This window comes from Paenibacillus sp. OAE614 (assembly GCF_040546645.1).
Taxonomy (GTDB): Bacteria; Bacillota; Bacilli; order Paenibacillales; family Paenibacillaceae; genus Paenibacillus_AQ; species Paenibacillus_AQ favisporus.
In genome coordinates this window covers 3,363,273-3,380,062 of record NZ_JBEPOD010000001.1, presented here as the reverse complement: position 1 = coordinate 3,380,062, position 16,790 = coordinate 3,363,273, and the positions used below count along the sequence as shown (strand labels likewise).

Sequence of the window (16,790 nt, the reverse complement as noted above, 5' to 3'; positions counted from 1 at the left end):
GAACAATTAAAGTACGGTTAGGAGGGGAGAAAATGAGTCAAGTCCGGAACTACTACGAGAATTCACAAAATAAAGAAAGCATACAATCAATTTATAACACAGGTAATAATCTTAGTGCTAAGTATGAGGTCATGGGTAAATACGGAATATCAAAAGAAATGTTTGAAACTTGGACCATAGATAAGCTTAACTTGTTGGGCAGTGAACGCGTTCTTGATATTGGGACAGGGAATGGGAGGTTCTCGATCCCCACCAGTAAAATTTTGAAGAATAATGGCGGGTTTATGGTTTGCTGTGACTTAACAGAAGGAGTTATGAATTCAGCACGTATTCAGGCAGAACAGGAAGGGCTACCTATCCTCCATATGATTGCTGACGCTGAGAAATTGCCGTTTCTTTCTGATGAGTTTGATGTCGTCATGGCTAATCACATGCTTTACCATCTACCTGATTTGAAAAAAGGATTGAAGGAAATTAGCAGAGTTTTAAGAAATACAGGACAATTTTTAGCTACTACTAATAGCAGCCAGGGGATGCCTGAATTCTTCGCACTGCATCAGGAGACAATGCATCAGTTACATATACCATTTGAAATTAAAGAAGATCCGATTCCTTTTTCCTTAGAAAATGGGGAAGCCATACTGTTAGAGCACTTTAATCGAGTAAAACTGTTAACTTATGAGGCAGGATTCAAGGTAACAGATCCAGAGCCTGTGTTAAAATACTATATGGCAACTCAACTCTATCAAGGTCCTTTTCATGACATATCATTAAGCCGCGAACAACGGGAAGCAATCTCACACACTTTCCTTACTCTAACTAGACAAAAAATTGAATCATGTGGGGGAGAATTGATCATTTCAAAACCAGTTGCGGCTTTTATTTGTGAATTGAATTAACTAACAGGAACGATAGCTCAATTGAAGACTTTTCTCTAACAGGCAGTTTTCTTGATTGGTGATCTTTAAAGAGTAAAGAAACCAGTATTTTAGTTTCAGTTCTTAAGTTCCTCGCCGGATCCCTAGCGCACGTCGGAGGCACCACGCTCTTCAAGCAATGCCGACATCAGCGGCGACGGGGCGATTCACGAGGCTCGCTCTGACCAAGTCGATACAGGTCGACTACGCACCGTACGTACAACACCCTTTTTGACTCCGTTTGTCAAGTAATATTTGCGCCAGTCGTATTCCGATCCGGAGGAAAAGTATGAGGCACTGTTCCACGCCTCCAACGAACCGAAGTTCATGATGGGCTTGCCACTCTACATCGATGGCGTCCTCGTCTTCGGAAAAAATGCTTAGGGAGGACCATAACCTATGAAACTGCTAACCTATCTTGAAGGTAATACATACCGTCTCGGTGTCGCTACCGAGGTAGGCATCGTCGACGTTGCGGCGGCGCTTGGTGACGGCCCGGGGCCACGCACCGTACACGAAGTGATCGAAGGAGGGGAGGAAGCGATACGGACGCTGCAGCAAGCAGTTAACCGCACACTGGCGTCTTGCAGCGACGTCCTGCTCGGAAAATCTGGTCTCAAGCTCGGACCGTGTGTTACACACCCGAACAAAATCATTTGCGTCGGCCTTAATTACCGCAAACACGCCGAGGAGACGAACGCGCCAGTCCCGGAGTATCCGATTCTGTTCAGCAAATTCAGCAACACGTTGGCTGGTGACGGCGAAGACGTGCCGCTGCCGCGCACATCGGAGAAAGTTGACTACGAAGCCGAGCTCGTCATCGTGATTGGCAAGACGGCCAAATATGTCGCCAAAGAAGAGGCGCTGGACTACGTATTCGGCTACTGCGCCGCCAACGATTTGTCCGCGCGTGACCTGCAGATGCGCACTCAGCAGTGGCTGCTCGGGAAGTCGTGCGACAAATTTTCGCCGCTCGGGCCGTACCTCGTTACCGCGGACGAGGTCGGCGATCCGAACGCATTAGACATCAAGTGCATAGTAAACGGCGAAGTGCGACAGCATTCCAACACGTCGGACATGATTTTCCGCTGCGACGAGATCGTCAGCTACATTTCGCACCATATGACGCTCGTGCCCGGCGACATTATTTTGACCGGAACGCCGGAAGGCGTCGTGCTCGGCAAACCGCCAGAGAATCAGGTCTACTTAAAGGCCGGTGACATCGTCACAATCAATATCGAGAAGCTGGGCAGCCTCACGAACCGCATGATATCCGAATAAGCCTGCACTTTAAAAAGGGACCCGACGCAGCGCCCGTGCCAGCAGCGGGTTCCTTTTTGCCATCGTAAGCGGCGCTTGCTAATACATTCCCGAAAGCACCACCCCAGTCAGAATTTACCCGAAACTTGCAATGAGATCGATTGAGATGAAGTTAATGGAAAGCGCTGACACGAATACGTCGTCGAAATTTTCGAATTACACTCATTTTAAACATAACATTTATGATATAAAAATCCATATTGTAAGGCGACAAGCTAATTTCATGTTATATGGTGATTGAGGATACTTTGTGAATGGGGGGGATTTCTTTGGTAGATGCATATTTACCGCCAAAACATCAGATTTCAGTGTCGGCACTCATTGAGAATAATAAAGGTGAAGTTTTGTTAGTAAAGACTCATTGGCGCCCGGATACGTGGGAATTCCCTGGTGGAAATGTAGAAGAAGGTGAATCACTTGATGATGCAATTACTCGTGAAGTCCTAGAAGAGACTGGAATTCTGATACGTCCCATTGGTGTAACGGGAGTTTATTACAAGGAAACAAGCAATCTATTATCGGTGGTATTTAGAGCAGACATCATTGAAGGACAATTAAAAATTCAGCCCGAAGAGATAACGGAAGCTATGTTTGTAAGGTTGACGGTGAGCAACATAGAACAGTACATTACTCGTCCTCATATGAAGTCACGATCATTAGATGCAATTCGGAGTAAGGGGCTCGTACCGTATGAATTTTGGAAGACAAAGCCGCTTCAACGGATTTCTCGCTTAGACCCTCACGGTGTTCAACCTGAAGTATAGCAACCTGAAGTGTAGCAACCTGAAGTGTAGCAACCAAGTCCTTTAAGCTAACGTGATATGATAGCTCAACGAAGATATTTGAGGGCAGCCGACCTAAAAGCTGGCTGCTTTTTCCTCAACTAACAGGCAGGATAACGGAGAGTAAGGGGCTGCTGTTTATTTTGTATGCGACAGGAACATAGACCCATAATAGCCGCGTAGGAGCAACTTTTTATGTTTTAACACTATATGTTATTGTCCAAACCCGACGACAAGAACATATTTCGTTGGCCGAAAAAGACAAGAACATATATGGTTACCGTGGTTGATAAGGATTCACATTACAGATCTATACGGATTTTTGAGGAAAGAATACGTTGTCGGAAATAATGGAACGGAGAGCGTATAAGATTAAATCATTAGCTATTGCGGCTCCGCTAACGGGAGGAGTGATTATTGTGAAATTTCTTAGTACTAGTATATTAATCGTTGGATTGCTAATTTTATTTGGTTGTTCAAATACTTCAGAAAAAGATGCAGAAGTCAGCCCAAAGTTTGTAAGTGAAGGAATCGAAATGCAAGGCATAGAAGGGAAAATCGGTATCTTGGGACCGGATTTCGTGGCGAATCAGGCTAATAAACATATGTGGCACTTATGGGGAAGTAAAGCTGATTTGGACGGAGAATTTAAAGTTGATGCCATTAATATAAAATCCGGTGAGAAGATAAATCCGTTTATTTTTGATATTCCTACATCATTGTTCGGTCCAAATAACGGTGCAGATGCACATTTACCATCCTCAATGAAGCTACCGGAACCTGGCATTTGGCAGCTTAGCGCTTATATTGATGAAAAGTTGTTCGGCAGTATTAATGTCGAAGTCAAATGAACATTGAACTAACGGGAAACGTTAGCTTCAATAAACCGCCTTTTCAATAAGGCGATTTTCCTCTTATTAAAAGCCATTGTAATAAAGGTGAGGGGAAGGTGAAAAAAACATGGATCAAGATAAAATTAGCGGTCAATCAGAATTTATTGTATGGGCAGTAGGAGAGGAACGGCATTGGATTTCGATGAAGACATTTCAACATTAAAATCAGACGAAGAAGTTAAACTTGAGGAACAAACCAAACGTATCATCACTGAAGGCGTACGTGTCTTTCTTTGCGCTTATGGAAAACGCACCGTTCAAAACGAAAATCAGCCATCAAACTGATAACTTGATAACATTCCCGACTGATGACAAGAGCATGGTTACATAAAACATGGACTGTATGCCTTGTTCGGAATGATGACAAAATATCATGAGTCCCTTTTTTACTACATTCAACTAACGGGGAACGATAGTTTAATAATAGCTTTCGGCTGCAGCGCTTTCAGGCATTTTGTTCTCTGCAGGCATATGCAGTTTTATCGGCTCGAAAATCGGGGGCACGGTATATGAAAAACGAAGGGATAAAAGAGAAGGGGACACGGAGACATTGGCCGTTATTAGCGTGGAAAAAAACTCTGCAGCAGCCATGCGAGAATCGATATGACGGTGGCAAGATTAGTTTGATCTTCTGTAAGACGACAAGAACATACACGCTGAAAAGCCGCATAGCTGCGGCTTTTTTTGGGTTTAACGATTTATGTTCTGTGCTAGTCAAGTGGATTGTCCGTTCAAAGTTTAGATTATCACTTGATAACGGTCAAGCATAGATTCAACGGGACAACCCAGCCACTTAAACATGTGTCTCGCCGGAAGGTCTTCGGGCAAAAAAGCCTCAATTCGGGGAAACATGTAGCTGCTGACGGATATGTGGATCTGGCGCACGCGAATGGGAAACCATTCCGAATCTTCTCCTTTACGAACGAGGAGCATTTTTGGCTCGGAAATAGGGTCCTCAGGTGACTCCGCTTCATAGTCCCAATAGGTTCTAAATTCTTCATATCGGTTAAAATCTTGCAGTAAGTCGCGATACCAAGCGTCGTGACGAAAATACATATTATTCAGCTTAAAGGTCTGAATTCCGTATATGGCATGAGATTCCCATTTCTGGAATGATTCCTCGTTGAATGAGGACCGTTTGCGAATGGGTAAATCGGGACTGAAATGATTGTGGATCATATTAAAACGACCGTGGTGAAGCGTATCATAACTCACGCCATACAAACCCTGAAACATGGGATTCATTTCGGTAATATCAAACTTGTGGGTCGCAATGAAGGCGGGGAGAGGAAGACCACTCAGGATCAGCTTAGCTTGTTCTAAGGCTAGTTTAAGAGCTGTTCCCGTCAATTCGTAATGTTCCGGGATATAGCCTGCGGCAAGCAGAAGATCATTTCGTTCTGCTGATGTACACTCCAGATAATCGGCAATATCCATGATAGCCGTCCGGCTTGGAATGCGTCTTGAGCGGCCGGATAATATGTTTTTATACGAAGTAAAGGCTACATCGTTTAGCTCTTGCTGAGTAAATCGTTTCAGTTCCGGGTGGGACTGGAGTTCGCGGTATTGCTGTTGGCGCTTGCTTCTGACCGCTTCGATTTCACCGATTACCGCTCTAAGAACTTTTGTCTCCGTATGAGCATTGGATGAATAAATCATGGTTCATCTCCTCTTTCCGGGAGGTGTATTTTTACTCTTGGTCAAAAGATGTTAGAGAATTATACTCCTAGGTAAATCCCCTGTCAATTTGGGGGGATCCAATATACGCCGAGGAGGAGCAATCATGGTACGTGCAATCATTGCAGATCCGTTAGTTACAGAGCGGCTTATTATAAAGGAAGTGGAACCGCCGATCCCCCAATCTAATGAGGCGATCGTTCAAGTAAAAGCCATTTCTCTAAACCGTGGTGAAATCAGGGATTCCTTGAGCGGAGACATTGAGCAACGGCTAGGATGGGATTATTCAGGCCTCGTGATCGAACAGGCTGCAGACGGATCGGGGCCGGCAAAAGGGAGCCGTGTCGTCGGACTACTCCCATTCGGTGCCTGGGCGGAACAAATTGCTGCCCGGACTTCCTTGATGTCTGAAATACCAGATTCTGTTTCTTTTGCACAAGCATCGACGATTCCAGTCGCCGGGCTCAGCGCCCTCTATGCGCTTAAAAAAAGAGGGCTTCTTCTTGGGAAAAAGGTGTTGATAACTGGATCTACGGGCGGGGTTGGCGTTTATGCCCATCAGCTCGCTGCCCGGACAGGAGCATTTGTGGTCGGAACAGCCAGATCGGAAGAGAAGGCTAATCTGGTTCGTGAAGACGGGGCAAATCAGATTGTTGTTGGTGAACTCTCCGAAAGAGCAGGGCAATTCGGGCCATATGATCTGATCATAGACACGGTTGGCGGGGATACGCTTGCAAGTCTTTTATCCCATCTGGCACCTGAAGGTGTTGGAGTAACGATGGGGTATTCCAGCTCACCATTTACATCCATAGACGTAAGGAACTTAATTCATACGGGCCGGACGACTTTATATGGATTGTATTTGTTAGAAGAATTAAAGGGCTATTCCGTACCGGATGATTTGCGGTATCTTACTGAGCAGATCGCGGAAGGAACACTGATTCCCAGAATTGAGGTGGAAGCACCATGGACAGATATCAAACGGGTAGCGGATCAATTAATGGAACGGAAGTATAGCGGAAAAGCAGTCCTGCATTTAGAAAATTAATACCCCAAAATGGCCGTGGCTGAACAGAGGCGAAAGAAGAACCGACAACGACAGGCGGAGGGTATGGAGGTTGCACGAAGTTACATTTGGAAGACCTCGGAAGGAAATCGATGATCGTTTTCTTCGGGTGCACCAGGAATGGAAGGACGGACTAATAACTGCAACCGAGGCTAAGCGACAAATTGATATGAAGAGGACGACTTTTTACCGACGGGTCAGAGAAGTCGAAGAGCAGGGGAGTCATGGAGTACCAGAAGCAAGAACTGAAGTTTAATAACAGTTAAAGGCAAGGCATTAATATTATTGGCATCATCGCTTTTAAGCTAACGGGCAGTTTACAACAACATGAGTTTAATTAAGTAGGCAAGAAGGCAGCCGTCCAATCTCGGTCGGCTGCCTTTTCCGTACATATGGGGGAGATTTAATTTCACAGAGAAGCTCCTACCAAATAATTGTTCCGGGGTTACGTCAAGAAAGATGTCCCACATAGATTCCTTTGGGTGCACCCTAAACGGGTGCCTTTTATTATGCATTGACGATCATCAAGTCTGGATAAGGCTCTCCTTTTTTATGTCCCTGATAAAAAATCAATCCATATATTTGATTGTTCTATTATGAAGCATGGTTTTGTTCGATTATCATAAAACATATCGGAATTATTGGTTTTATCATTCTACATTTCAATGATGATTAGAAGGAGGGGGTTATTATTCATGGGGAACCTAGCTTATCCGTCCCGCTTTTCCAACCATTTACCGCCACCGTCCATAGGTGGCACGAAATCGGCAGAACCAGAGCATGTCCATCTATCGTATGGTTTTCCGGCGTCGGATCTCTTGCCTATCAGGGAATTAAACGAGGCGGCTAATGCCGCCCTTCAAGTGGCCCGGGTTGATCTGCTGCATTATTCGGGGGCTCAAGGGCCTGTCAGAGTCAAGTCTTGGGTGCTAAATCGTGTTCGCAAATTTGGCTTACATGCGGAAGGGGGCAACTTTCTTCCGGTGTTTGGGGCGATTCAGGGGATTGATCTGACTGCACGGATTCTGATAAATCCCGGGGATGAGGTGTGGGTGGAAGCGCCGACCTTCTTCAATGCCCTGCAATCCTTTCGAGCTGCCGGCGCACATATCCGCTCCTTTCCTGTAGATGAAGAAGGCCTGCAGGTGAATCGGGTTGAAGAGGCTCTACAGAAGGCATCGGCAGAAGGCTGTAAATTACCTAAATTTATCTACGTCATGCCAACCTTTCAAAATCCTACAGGCTCAACGCTACCTATCGGGCGTAGACGGCAGCTGGCGCAACTAGCCAAAGATTATGATGTGTATATCTTGGAGGATGATGCATACGCTGAGCTGAGTTTCAATGGGACCACCCTCCCTGCTGTGTACTCGTTTGCTCCAGAACGGGTAATCTACGTCAGTACCTTTTCGAAAACGCTGGGTCCGGGACTCCGGCTGGGCTGGGTTATCGCCCCGGAAGAAATCATCCAGTACATGGCCACTTTATCGCTGGGAAGCCAGCTTAACCCATTTACGCAGGAGATCGTAGGGGAACTTCTTGAACACTATGATTTTGATAGGCAGGTAGAGCGTCTGAGCGATCGTTACCGCAGTCGGCGGGATACGATGATCCGGGTTCTGCATGAAGAACTGGGTAGTGAGATCCAGGTATCCGTACCAGACGGGGGATTCTTCATCTGGGTTACGTTTGGTGAACATGTGGATGTAAATGCCGTAGCTCCTTTGGCACACAGAAGAGGTGTAAGCTTTGTTTCCGGAAATGCATTTTTCAACGATGGAAAAGGGGCCCGATACTTGCGACTTTGCTTCAGTCATTGCAGTGAGGAGCAAATCAGAAAAGGAATACGAAGCCTGGCTGAGGCTTATTATTCTATCTATTCGGGATAGGATCTTTGACCTTTTCGCATCCGTTTATAAACTGGACACCAATACTTTATCGAGTTTTATGCATAAAATCCATTTTACTTAAGGAGGTCAACTACATGGTCAACGTCAAAGCCCCTGCAATCTATATTAACGAGCCTAATATCCTCGCCAGCGGCGGAGAGAGGATTACATTGATCGGCAGAAAGCTTCTTATTATTGGCGGCAAAACAGCATTGACGGCAGCGGCTCCCCTTCTAGCTAGTCTTGATGAAGTAAAGGCGGAGTATGAAATCCATACGTTTGCCGGGTATCCAACGTTGGAGCAGATTGCCCGGTATGTATCAGTAGCATCCGGCAAGGGATACGAAGCCGTTGTGGGCATTGGTGGAGGCAAAGCACTGGATGTGGTAAAGGCAGTAGCCGAACGCTTGGAGTTGCCGAGTATTACGGTGCCTACGGTGGCCGGAACATGCGCAGCCTGGTCGGCGCTGACGGTTCTTTATGATAACGAGGGACGTTCTGCAGGTTATCTGCCCCTCAATCAGTCCCCACAGTTGGTTCTCGCGGATACCCGTGTGTTGGCAGCGGCTCCAAAACGATATTTGGCATCCGGTATTGCGGATACGTATGTGAAATGGAACGAGACTGCAGTTAATATGAAAAATCTTCACTCAGATCTAGATATACGACTTAGCGTACATACATCCCTATTAGCTGTTGAAGTGCTTGACCGATATGCGCAGGAGGCTTACGAAGCAGCATATGAGGATGAGGTTACTTGGGCATTTCACGAAACTAGTCACGCCATTATCTGGCTTGCAGGACAGGTAGGTAGTGTCACTGGGGGACAGCCACGCATCGCGCTGGCCCATGCCCTTCACGACTGCCTTACCCAGTTTCCCGAGACGAAAGACACGCTGCACGGCGAAAAAATCGCCTTTTCCTTAATCGTCCATTCGATACTACAGGGACTTCCGCATGAAGAAATCCTGCAACTGGCTGGCAAACTGCACAAGCTCCACCTGCCGGTTACTCTAGAGCAGTTGGGATTTTGGGGAAATGCGGAGCAACATGCGGAGGCCATAGCCAAGGTGTTTCCGTTGGAGAAGGTGCAGGCGATAAAGTTGCCATTCATTGTAAATTGGGAAAAGATTGCATTGGCGATTGTTCAGGCTGACCTTACGGGCAAACGGGTTATAGGACTGGCATCACCTGTATCCTAATAGACATGGAGAGGAGAATCTTTTGTGAACAAGAGGAAGCTGTCAATTCTATCAGTCGCATTACCTTTCGTCATAGCCGTCATCCTGGCCGCTTGCGGAAATGAGAAAAATAGAACCGGAAATGAAGCGGAAGCTGCTGCTGCGGCAGGTTCGCCAGATTTGAGCAAAGTCACCTTAAAGGTCGGACAGACGGGGTGGGGAAATCTGGAGGCTGGATTTAAAGAGGCGGGTTTGGACGACACACCGTACAAAGTGGAGTTTAGCGTTTTTCAGGGTGGGAATCTGCAGTTGGAAGCGATGGCGGGAGACCATTTAGATATCGCGCTTACCAGCGAAATTCCGCCAATCTTTGCCAGTCAAGCCGCGGATGGAGGTAACCTCCAAATAATCGCCATCCAGAAATCCGATACGCTGGAACAAGAACTCGTGATTCCAAAGGGTTCAACTGTAAGACAGGTATCGGATCTGAAAGGTAAGAAGGTCGCCTATGTTAAAAGCACGACAGCCCATTATTTTCTCGTAAAGATGCTGGAAGAAGCAGGACTAAACTGGAGCGATATTGAGCCAGTCGCGCTCTCAACATCCGATGGACTTAGCGCTCTAATCGGCGGGAGTGTGGATGCGCTGGCAAGCTATGGCAATGCCATTATTTCGGCTCACCAGAACGGGGCGACGACCCTGGCTAGCGCTAAGGACATATTGTCAGGCAATTTCCCGGTGATTACGACTAAGGCGGATATTGTTGATCCAGCCAAACACGCAGCGATTGCCGATTTTCTGAACCGTCTAAATCAATATAATGAATGGATCCACAATAATCAGAAAAAATGGGCAGAAATCGTAGCTGAAAATACAAAGCAACCGCTTGAACAGGCGCTTGAAACGTTGAAAAACAGCCAGGAGCAGCGGCCAACAAAGGTGACTGCCATTTCAGATGAGGCTATCGCCTCGCAGCAGGATGTCGCAGATACACTTCAATCTGTAGGGCTGCTGACGAAAAAGGTGGACGTGAAGTCTCTCTGGAGCGATGCCTTTTCGCAATTGATTAAATAAAAAGTAGTTCTGAAAAAAGCGGCTGGTAATTGGTATTAGCCCGCCGTTCCATTTGAAAGGAGCCGCCAAACTATGAGTAAACCAAAAATCAAATACAACTTTTGGGTCTCGCCCATTACCCCTTGGCTGCTGCCTGTCGTTCTTCTTTTGGCTTGGCATGTTCTGACCGTTACTGGGATCATCCCGGCGAATAAACTTCCGCAGCCGCTGCAAGTCGTTAAAGAGCTTATTATTTCTGTTAAAAGCGGCGTGCTGCTTGATAATATTGCGATCAGTGCAAGGCGGGCCTTGCTTGGATTTTTGATTGGGGGCGGGATCGGCTTTGTTCTCGGGTTAATCAACGGCTTCTCCTCTAAAGCAGAGATTCTAATGGATTCCTCGGTGCAGATGATCCGGAATGTGCCGCACTTGGCACTAATTCCTTTGGTGATCATGTGGTTTGGGATCGGTGAGGAAGTTAAGCTGCTGCTCGTGTCCCTCGGCGTGTTTTTTCCTATCTATCTCAATACCTTCCACGGTATAAGGTCAATAGACCGGGGGCTGATCGAAATGGCCAAGGTCTATGGACTGAAGGGCCTCGATCTGTACAAGGAAGTCATTCTCCCGGGTGCACTGCCTTCCATTCTGGTGGGAATCCGTTATTCACTCGGTATTATGTGGCTGACGCTCATTGTGGCCGAGACGGTGGCTGCAGACTCGGGCATCGGTTACATGGCCATGAACGCCAGAGAGTTTATGCAGCTCGATATTACCGTTCTTAGCATTATCATTTATGCGCTGTTGGGCAAGCTGTCAGATAGCATCGCCAAGGGGTTGGAACGATGGCTACTCCAGTGGAACCCGAATTATAGTGTGGCCAAAAAGTAAAGGAGGCGTAGTGTGGTGTCTGAAATCGGAAAGGGAGCAATGCTGTGCCTAAACCATGTCCGCAAATATTTTGGTGAAAAGCGGATTCTGCAGCAGGTTGATCTGACGATTGAACGCGGAGAGTTTATCGCCGTCGTCGGGCGGAGCGGCTGTGGCAAAAGTACACTGCTCCGGCTGATTGCTGGGTTGGAGCAGCCGTCGGATGGACTCATATCCATCAACGAGAATGATCCTGCTACTTCTGGAAGCGGGCATACAAGGGTATTGTTTCAGGAGGCAAGACTCCTTCCATGGAAAACTGTATTGCAAAATGTGAGGATCGGTACTCCGGGAAAAGATAAAGCTAAGGCTGCGGAAGCGCTAAACCTAGTCGGTCTATCAGAAAGAGAGGATGATTGGCCGCATTTTCTTTCCGGCGGACAGAAGCAGCGCGTTGCACTGGCACGGGCACTGGCAAGTAAGCCTACCCTTTTGCTGCTGGATGAACCGCTAGGCGCCTTGGACGCATTGACTCGGATTGAAATGCAGCAGTTGATCGAACGGCTCTGGCTTGAGCAGGGCTTTACCGTCATTCTCGTCACGCATGACGTCAGCGAAGCGGTTGCCTTGGCTGACAGGGTAATTCTGATTGAAGATGGGGTCATTTCATTGGATAAGCGAATTGCGCTGGAACGACCACGTGAAAGAGATAGTGGTTTTGCTTATTATGAAAATTTGATACTCAACAAGGTACTTGGAAGGGAGGAGCCGCTGTTCCAGCGTTATTTTGGTAAGGTTGAAGCCAAATGAGCAAATGGGGAGCTGTTAATATGATTAGTCGTGGAGCTAATCAATAATCGCGTTTACGACTGGAACATTCTTCACGTAATTGTAATAGTAAAAAGGACTTCCGTTTAGTTTGGAGGTCCTTTTTATTGTCATTGCTAGATATAACATAAGATTTTACACGGTGAAGAGAAAGAACAATAACACGAAAAAAAATATTCGAAAATCACCTTTTTTTAGCTCATTTTTGATCTACGGAGTTGTCGACACACCTGTTTAAGGATCGCGCTCGGTTTAAATGATCTTTTCCCCATTGTTCGAGACAATCCAGAACGGGTCCAAGACTTTTCCCATGATCTGTAAGTGAGTATTCAACCTTAGGCGGAATTTCCGGAAAGACGGTCCGGTGAACGAGTCCGTGATTTTCCAAGTCACGCAAATGCTTTGTCAATATTTTTTGTGTAAGTCCGGGAATAAGCTTCGGAAATTCGCAAAAACGGACAGTCCTTTTTCGTAAATGACACAAAATCAGTAGACTCCATTTGCCGCCGATCATGTTCAGTGTGACGTAAGCGGCATAGTCGTTTTCTTCGTTTTTCACGGTTCTCCCTCCTGTTTAATACTTTCTTATTGGAAACTAACGCAATTAAAAGTGCCTACTTAACAAGCATGCATGTTCCCTTTATGGTAAGGATGGAAATCAATTTTATTTTTTATTATATAGGGAGGCTTCTCAAATGAACAAGAAGGTGCTCGTGACCGGCGCGACGGGCTATATCGGCGGTTCGGTTGCGCTCAAGTTGCGTCAAGCGGGCTTTCAAGTAACAGGGTTGACCCGAACAGACGAGGGAGCTGTCAAGTTAAGGGAATTGGGGATTTCACCATATATCGGCACTCTAAACGATTTCGAACCGCTCATACAGGCGGCAAAGGAAGCTGACATCGTGGTTAACGCTGCGGACTCGGATAACATCTTCGCGGTGACGACGCTATTAACGGCGCTTGAAGGAAGCGGTAAAACGTTCGTTCATACGAGCGGTTCCAGTATTGTCGGGGATAAGGCGGCGGGAGAATACACCAGTAAGGTGTATCATGAAGAAATCATCGAACCACTCCCCGAAAAATTGGCGCGCGTCACGATCGATCGGACAGTGCTCGCGGCCGCCAATCGCGGCATACGTTCGATGGTCATTTGCCCCTCGCTGATTTATGGCACAGGTTATGGTATTCATAAGGATAGCATACAAGTTCCTTGGCTGATCGAGCTTGCATTGAAGCGTGGGGCAGCGTGTCATATCGGAAAAGGCGAGAATGTCTGGTCGAACGTTCACATCGACGACCTTGTCGAGCTTTATCTATTAGCGATAGAGCGCGCGCCGGCCGGTTCTTTCTTTTTTGCCGAGAACGGCGAAGCCTCCATAAGAGAGGTTGGTGAGGCGATCAATCGGGCATTCGAATTAGGGCCGGAAACGGAAATGATGAGTCTAGATGAAGCGATTAATCAATGGGGCCCTGAAGCTGCTCATTTTGCTTTCGGTTCCAATAGCCGCGTTCGTTCGACAAAAGCACGAAAAATGCTGGGATGGAACCCGAAAGGGACTGCGCTGCTCGAAGAAATTGAAAATGGGTGCTATAAAAAGTGACATTCTGATATGAGCATGGGAGTCAAAAACTTTCAACATGCCAGGCGTTCAGACTGCAAAGTTTGAACGCCATCTTTTGTCAAAATGCATAGTTAGACGCAAATTTACTGTAAGATGACAAGAACTTACACGCTTAAAGCCGCGTAACATAATCGTTTTTCAACTATACATTGCATCCAGATTATGTTGAAATAATGAATGATTGAGCTTGAAAATGATAACACAACTCTTCTGTTGATGACCCCCATGCCTTGCGCCAGGCAACCGCTATCGGAACCAACTTTCACCTCAAAGCAAGAGTACAGGCAAACCGATAAAAAGGAACTACCGATGGTTTGTTCTGTCTACCTCTTTATATAGTTGAAGTAATCGAGCACCAACTTTATTATTGGAAAATTGCCGCTTAACCATTTTCATGCCGACTTTCCCAAATTCCCTGGCTCTGTTTGGGTGACTTAACAGACTGTTTATATCAGATGAGAGCTTTTTGGTTAAGATAGGTGCAACTGCTCCATGATCGCCGAAGTGACATTGAATCAACTTATTCATGTTTTTTTGCTGAACAATACCACAGTATCCTGCAACACCTGCAGAAATAACGGGTTTTGCACAAGCCAAAGCTTCAAGTGCAACACGCCCCGTTCCTATTACGACATCTGCGGCAAAGTAAGCAAGTTGGATACTAGACATAGGGGGACGAATGATGATAGCTGTTCGGCCAAGACGATGATTGGCTTTAGCTGCAAGCTGATTCAAATGAGTGCGACGGGATCCGGGACCAACTAAAACAGCTATAAACTGATCATTATTTTTAGCAATTCCTTCTGCTGCTTGGATCACTTTTCTAGCTATGGGATATTTATCAGATGAGAATCTTCCAGCGTACACAAGAATTTGGGCAGTTGATGGTAAATGAAGAGCCTTTCTCGAGTAATTTTTATTCAATATAGGACGAAATGTTGCTGTTTCAATCCCATTAGGGATCATCCTGATCTTGTACATAGGAATTTTATGACTTGCCAACCACTTGGGGAGCTTAGGTGAAACCGCAATCACACGTTTTGACATTCTTGCCGCAGCTAATAAGGCATCCTGGCGATGATAAGTGCCATGTACGGTAACGATCAAAGGAATGTTATGTTTTTTGGATAAGGCTGCTGCGAGTTTAAATGAGTTGGAGTCATGAGCGTGGATTAGATTGTATCTTCCTTTAACAATGATCGAAGACAAAAAGGATACCTTTTCGGATTTCTTCCCAGTTGGCAGTTTATGAAGCGAAATCCCCGCTTTTTTAAATGAGTCAGTAAGAGGTCCTCCTTTAGCTGCAACAGCAACCCGGATCCCACGAGTTAGTAAATATCGGGATAAAGAAAGAATATGTTTTTCTGTTCCTCCAATATTCAGCCGTGATACCAACATTAAAATATTCATTCTCACTCCCCCTAACTACCGAATCTTATCCTTTTCCCGAGTTAATAATCATAATTAGAATATGTCACTTGAGTGATGATGGCTTCGGACTACTGCCCTTTTCATGAACCTAAGAAGGGAGCGTTCTGAAATAAGTCAGGGTAGGAGTAGATTTAACTCCCCAAAATATTATGAAACTAGTGAAAGGCACAATCAAAGCAGTTTGAATTTATATATAGTAATATCACCTTTTAATATTATTTTTAAATCTCTATTAAAAAGCTGCCAATCCAATGTGTACCCCATTAACGACCATTGGAATTTCAAGTGCTGCCTTTTAATGACATGTTTTTGTTGTTTAACTGGGAGCTTTATGCGTATTGAGAAGCTTGCAGAGGACCGAAATATTTGCTGAAACCTGATCCAGCCTGTACTTCTCCAATAAAAATGGGATATTGCAATAGGGGGGGAATCTTATGCTGACAGAAAGACAAAAGCTCGCCAAAGGCACACCATTTGAAACATGGCTTCATTTGTTCCATGGGGAACTCCCTGGTCCGACAGTTATGATCGTGGCTGGCATCCACGGCAAGGAAGTGGGTAGTATTCGCGCAGCACAGAAATTGGTCAAGCAGCTGAGAAATCAGGAGTTGACAATCATTCGTGGGAGTCTGATTGTAGTCCCTGTTGCAAACCCACCTGCTTTCAAGAAAAGAGTCCGGGGCACGCCAGACCTGAACCGTACATTTCCACGCGGGCAGAACCGAAAAGCAACACAGGAGATGTCCCGCGCTTTATTTAGTATTATGCAAAAATATAAACCAGCCTGGTATCTGGATCTTCATGAAGCAAATGGTTTATCGTCAAAAAGCAAAGATGTACTAGGTCAGACGTTAATTACGAACCCAGGAAACGCTTCTATTCCCATTGTCCGGAAGATTATCAAACAGATGAACGGAATTGTTAATCGTCCTTCCCACCGGTTTCACATTCGGCTGCACAAACTTAAAGGCTCTTCTCGTACCGCTGCGGCAGAGCGAATTAATGCCAATGCGGTAACAGTCGAAACATGCTGGAGCCTTAAAATGAATACAAGGATTGAATATCAGATGCAAGTGGTACAGCACTTCTTACGGGAAGCTGGTCTGATAAAATCTTGATCATGAATGATGGAGTAAATAGGATCACGAATCCTAATACAATAAAGTCTATCGGGGAATCCATCACTACCGCGTTATGGCTTCTGAAGATGTTTAAGCCGCTAATATTGTGGCTTTTTTTATTGGACTTAAGGATATATTGAAGC

At 45.8% G+C, this 16,790-nt stretch carries 16 protein-coding genes and 1 pseudogene; 14 read left to right on the top strand and 3 right to left on the bottom strand.

Annotation, left to right across the window (positions count from 1 at the left end; translation table 11 throughout):
* The first annotated feature begins 32 nt into the window (after positions 1-32).
* From ABIE48_RS15525 to ABIE48_RS15500, 6 genes and pseudogenes are all read left to right on the top strand, one after another.
* Entirely contained in the window at positions 33-899 is an 867-nt protein-coding gene (locus tag ABIE48_RS15525; protein WP_192714004.1) for a class I SAM-dependent methyltransferase, read from the top strand.
* 193 nt (positions 900-1,092) lie between these two features.
* Positions 1,093-1,301, top strand: a pseudogene (locus ABIE48_RS15520) (short-chain dehydrogenase); the annotation flags it as partial.
* Between the two features lie 15 nt (positions 1,302-1,316).
* Positions 1,317-2,198 carry a fumarylacetoacetate hydrolase family protein gene (locus ABIE48_RS15515; RefSeq protein WP_145018981.1) on the top strand — a complete coding sequence of 294 codons (882 nt, stop codon included), beginning with the start codon at positions 1,317-1,319 and terminating at the stop codon, positions 2,196-2,198.
* A gap of 293 nt (positions 2,199-2,491) precedes the next feature.
* The gene (locus ABIE48_RS15510) at positions 2,492-3,001 is read left to right on the top strand and encodes an NUDIX hydrolase (protein WP_145018984.1); all 510 of its coding nucleotides are present in this window, start codon (positions 2,492-2,494) and stop codon (positions 2,999-3,001) included.
* A gap of 356 nt (positions 3,002-3,357) precedes the next feature.
* Complete coding sequence (locus ABIE48_RS15505; protein WP_145018986.1) at positions 3,358-3,870, top strand: DUF4871 domain-containing protein; 513 nt, start codon at positions 3,358-3,360, stop codon at positions 3,868-3,870.
* Between the two features lie 174 nt (positions 3,871-4,044).
* Positions 4,045-4,197, top strand: a complete 153-nt coding sequence (locus tag ABIE48_RS15500; protein WP_260869148.1) for a hypothetical protein — start codon at positions 4,045-4,047, stop codon at positions 4,195-4,197.
* 453 nt (positions 4,198-4,650) lie between these two features.
* Here the strand turns inward: ABIE48_RS15500 and ABIE48_RS15495 are convergent, their stop codons facing one another.
* Positions 4,651-5,571 carry an MmyB family transcriptional regulator gene (locus ABIE48_RS15495; protein ID WP_192714005.1) on the bottom strand — a complete coding sequence of 307 codons (921 nt, stop codon included), beginning with the start codon at positions 5,569-5,571 and terminating at the stop codon, positions 4,651-4,653.
* A gap of 124 nt (positions 5,572-5,695) precedes the next feature.
* Here ABIE48_RS15495 and ABIE48_RS15490 point away from each other — a divergent pair, with 124 nt between their 5' ends.
* The 6 genes from ABIE48_RS15490 (at position 5,696) to ABIE48_RS15465 (ending at position 12,455) form a co-directional block, all read left to right on the top strand.
* Positions 5,696-6,637: a zinc-binding dehydrogenase gene (locus tag ABIE48_RS15490; protein ID WP_192714006.1), complete on the top strand. Its 942-nt coding sequence runs from the start codon at positions 5,696-5,698 to the stop codon at positions 6,635-6,637.
* Between the two features lie 713 nt (positions 6,638-7,350).
* Positions 7,351-8,544, top strand: coding sequence for an aminotransferase-like domain-containing protein (locus tag ABIE48_RS15485; RefSeq protein ID WP_192714007.1), 1,194 nt, complete (start codon positions 7,351-7,353; stop codon positions 8,542-8,544).
* A 95-nt stretch (positions 8,545-8,639) separates the two neighbouring features.
* A complete protein-coding gene (locus ABIE48_RS15480; RefSeq protein ID WP_192714008.1) occupies positions 8,640-9,746 on the top strand; it encodes an iron-containing alcohol dehydrogenase family protein in 1,107 nt (368 codons plus the stop codon).
* A gap of 24 nt (positions 9,747-9,770) precedes the next feature.
* On the top strand, positions 9,771-10,799 hold the full coding sequence (locus ABIE48_RS15475; protein WP_354519216.1) for an ABC transporter substrate-binding protein: 1,029 nt from the start codon (positions 9,771-9,773) through the stop codon (positions 10,797-10,799).
* A 72-nt stretch (positions 10,800-10,871) separates the two neighbouring features.
* Positions 10,872-11,666, top strand: coding sequence for an ABC transporter permease subunit (locus ABIE48_RS15470; RefSeq protein ID WP_145019001.1), 795 nt, complete (start codon positions 10,872-10,874; stop codon positions 11,664-11,666).
* 39 nt (positions 11,667-11,705) lie between these two features.
* The gene (locus ABIE48_RS15465; RefSeq protein ID WP_192715263.1) at positions 11,706-12,455 is read left to right on the top strand and encodes an ATP-binding cassette domain-containing protein; all 750 of its coding nucleotides are present in this window, start codon (positions 11,706-11,708) and stop codon (positions 12,453-12,455) included.
* 217 nt (positions 12,456-12,672) lie between these two features.
* Here ABIE48_RS15465 and ABIE48_RS15460 read toward each other — a convergent pair whose 3' ends face one another.
* The gene (locus ABIE48_RS15460) at positions 12,673-12,987 is read right to left on the bottom strand and encodes a winged helix-turn-helix transcriptional regulator (protein ID WP_145022913.1); all 315 of its coding nucleotides are present in this window, start codon (positions 12,985-12,987) and stop codon (positions 12,673-12,675) included.
* 181 nt (positions 12,988-13,168) lie between these two features.
* Between ABIE48_RS15460 and ABIE48_RS15455 the strand changes: the two genes are divergently transcribed.
* Positions 13,169-14,074 (top strand): NAD-dependent epimerase/dehydratase family protein, encoded by a 906-nt coding sequence (locus ABIE48_RS15455; protein WP_192714009.1) that lies wholly within the window; start codon positions 13,169-13,171, stop codon positions 14,072-14,074.
* Between the two features lie 324 nt (positions 14,075-14,398).
* On the opposite strand, the gene ABIE48_RS15450 is transcribed toward ABIE48_RS15455, so the two are convergent.
* Positions 14,399-15,505 carry a glycosyltransferase gene (locus tag ABIE48_RS15450; RefSeq protein WP_192714010.1) on the bottom strand — a complete coding sequence of 369 codons (1,107 nt, stop codon included), beginning with the start codon at positions 15,503-15,505 and terminating at the stop codon, positions 14,399-14,401.
* A 455-nt stretch (positions 15,506-15,960) separates the two neighbouring features.
* On the opposite strand from ABIE48_RS15450, the gene ABIE48_RS15445 reads away from it, so the two are divergent.
* Positions 15,961-16,644 (top strand): succinylglutamate desuccinylase/aspartoacylase family protein, encoded by a 684-nt coding sequence (locus ABIE48_RS15445; protein WP_192714011.1) that lies wholly within the window; start codon positions 15,961-15,963, stop codon positions 16,642-16,644.
* The last annotated feature ends 146 nt before the right edge of the window (positions 16,645-16,790 follow it).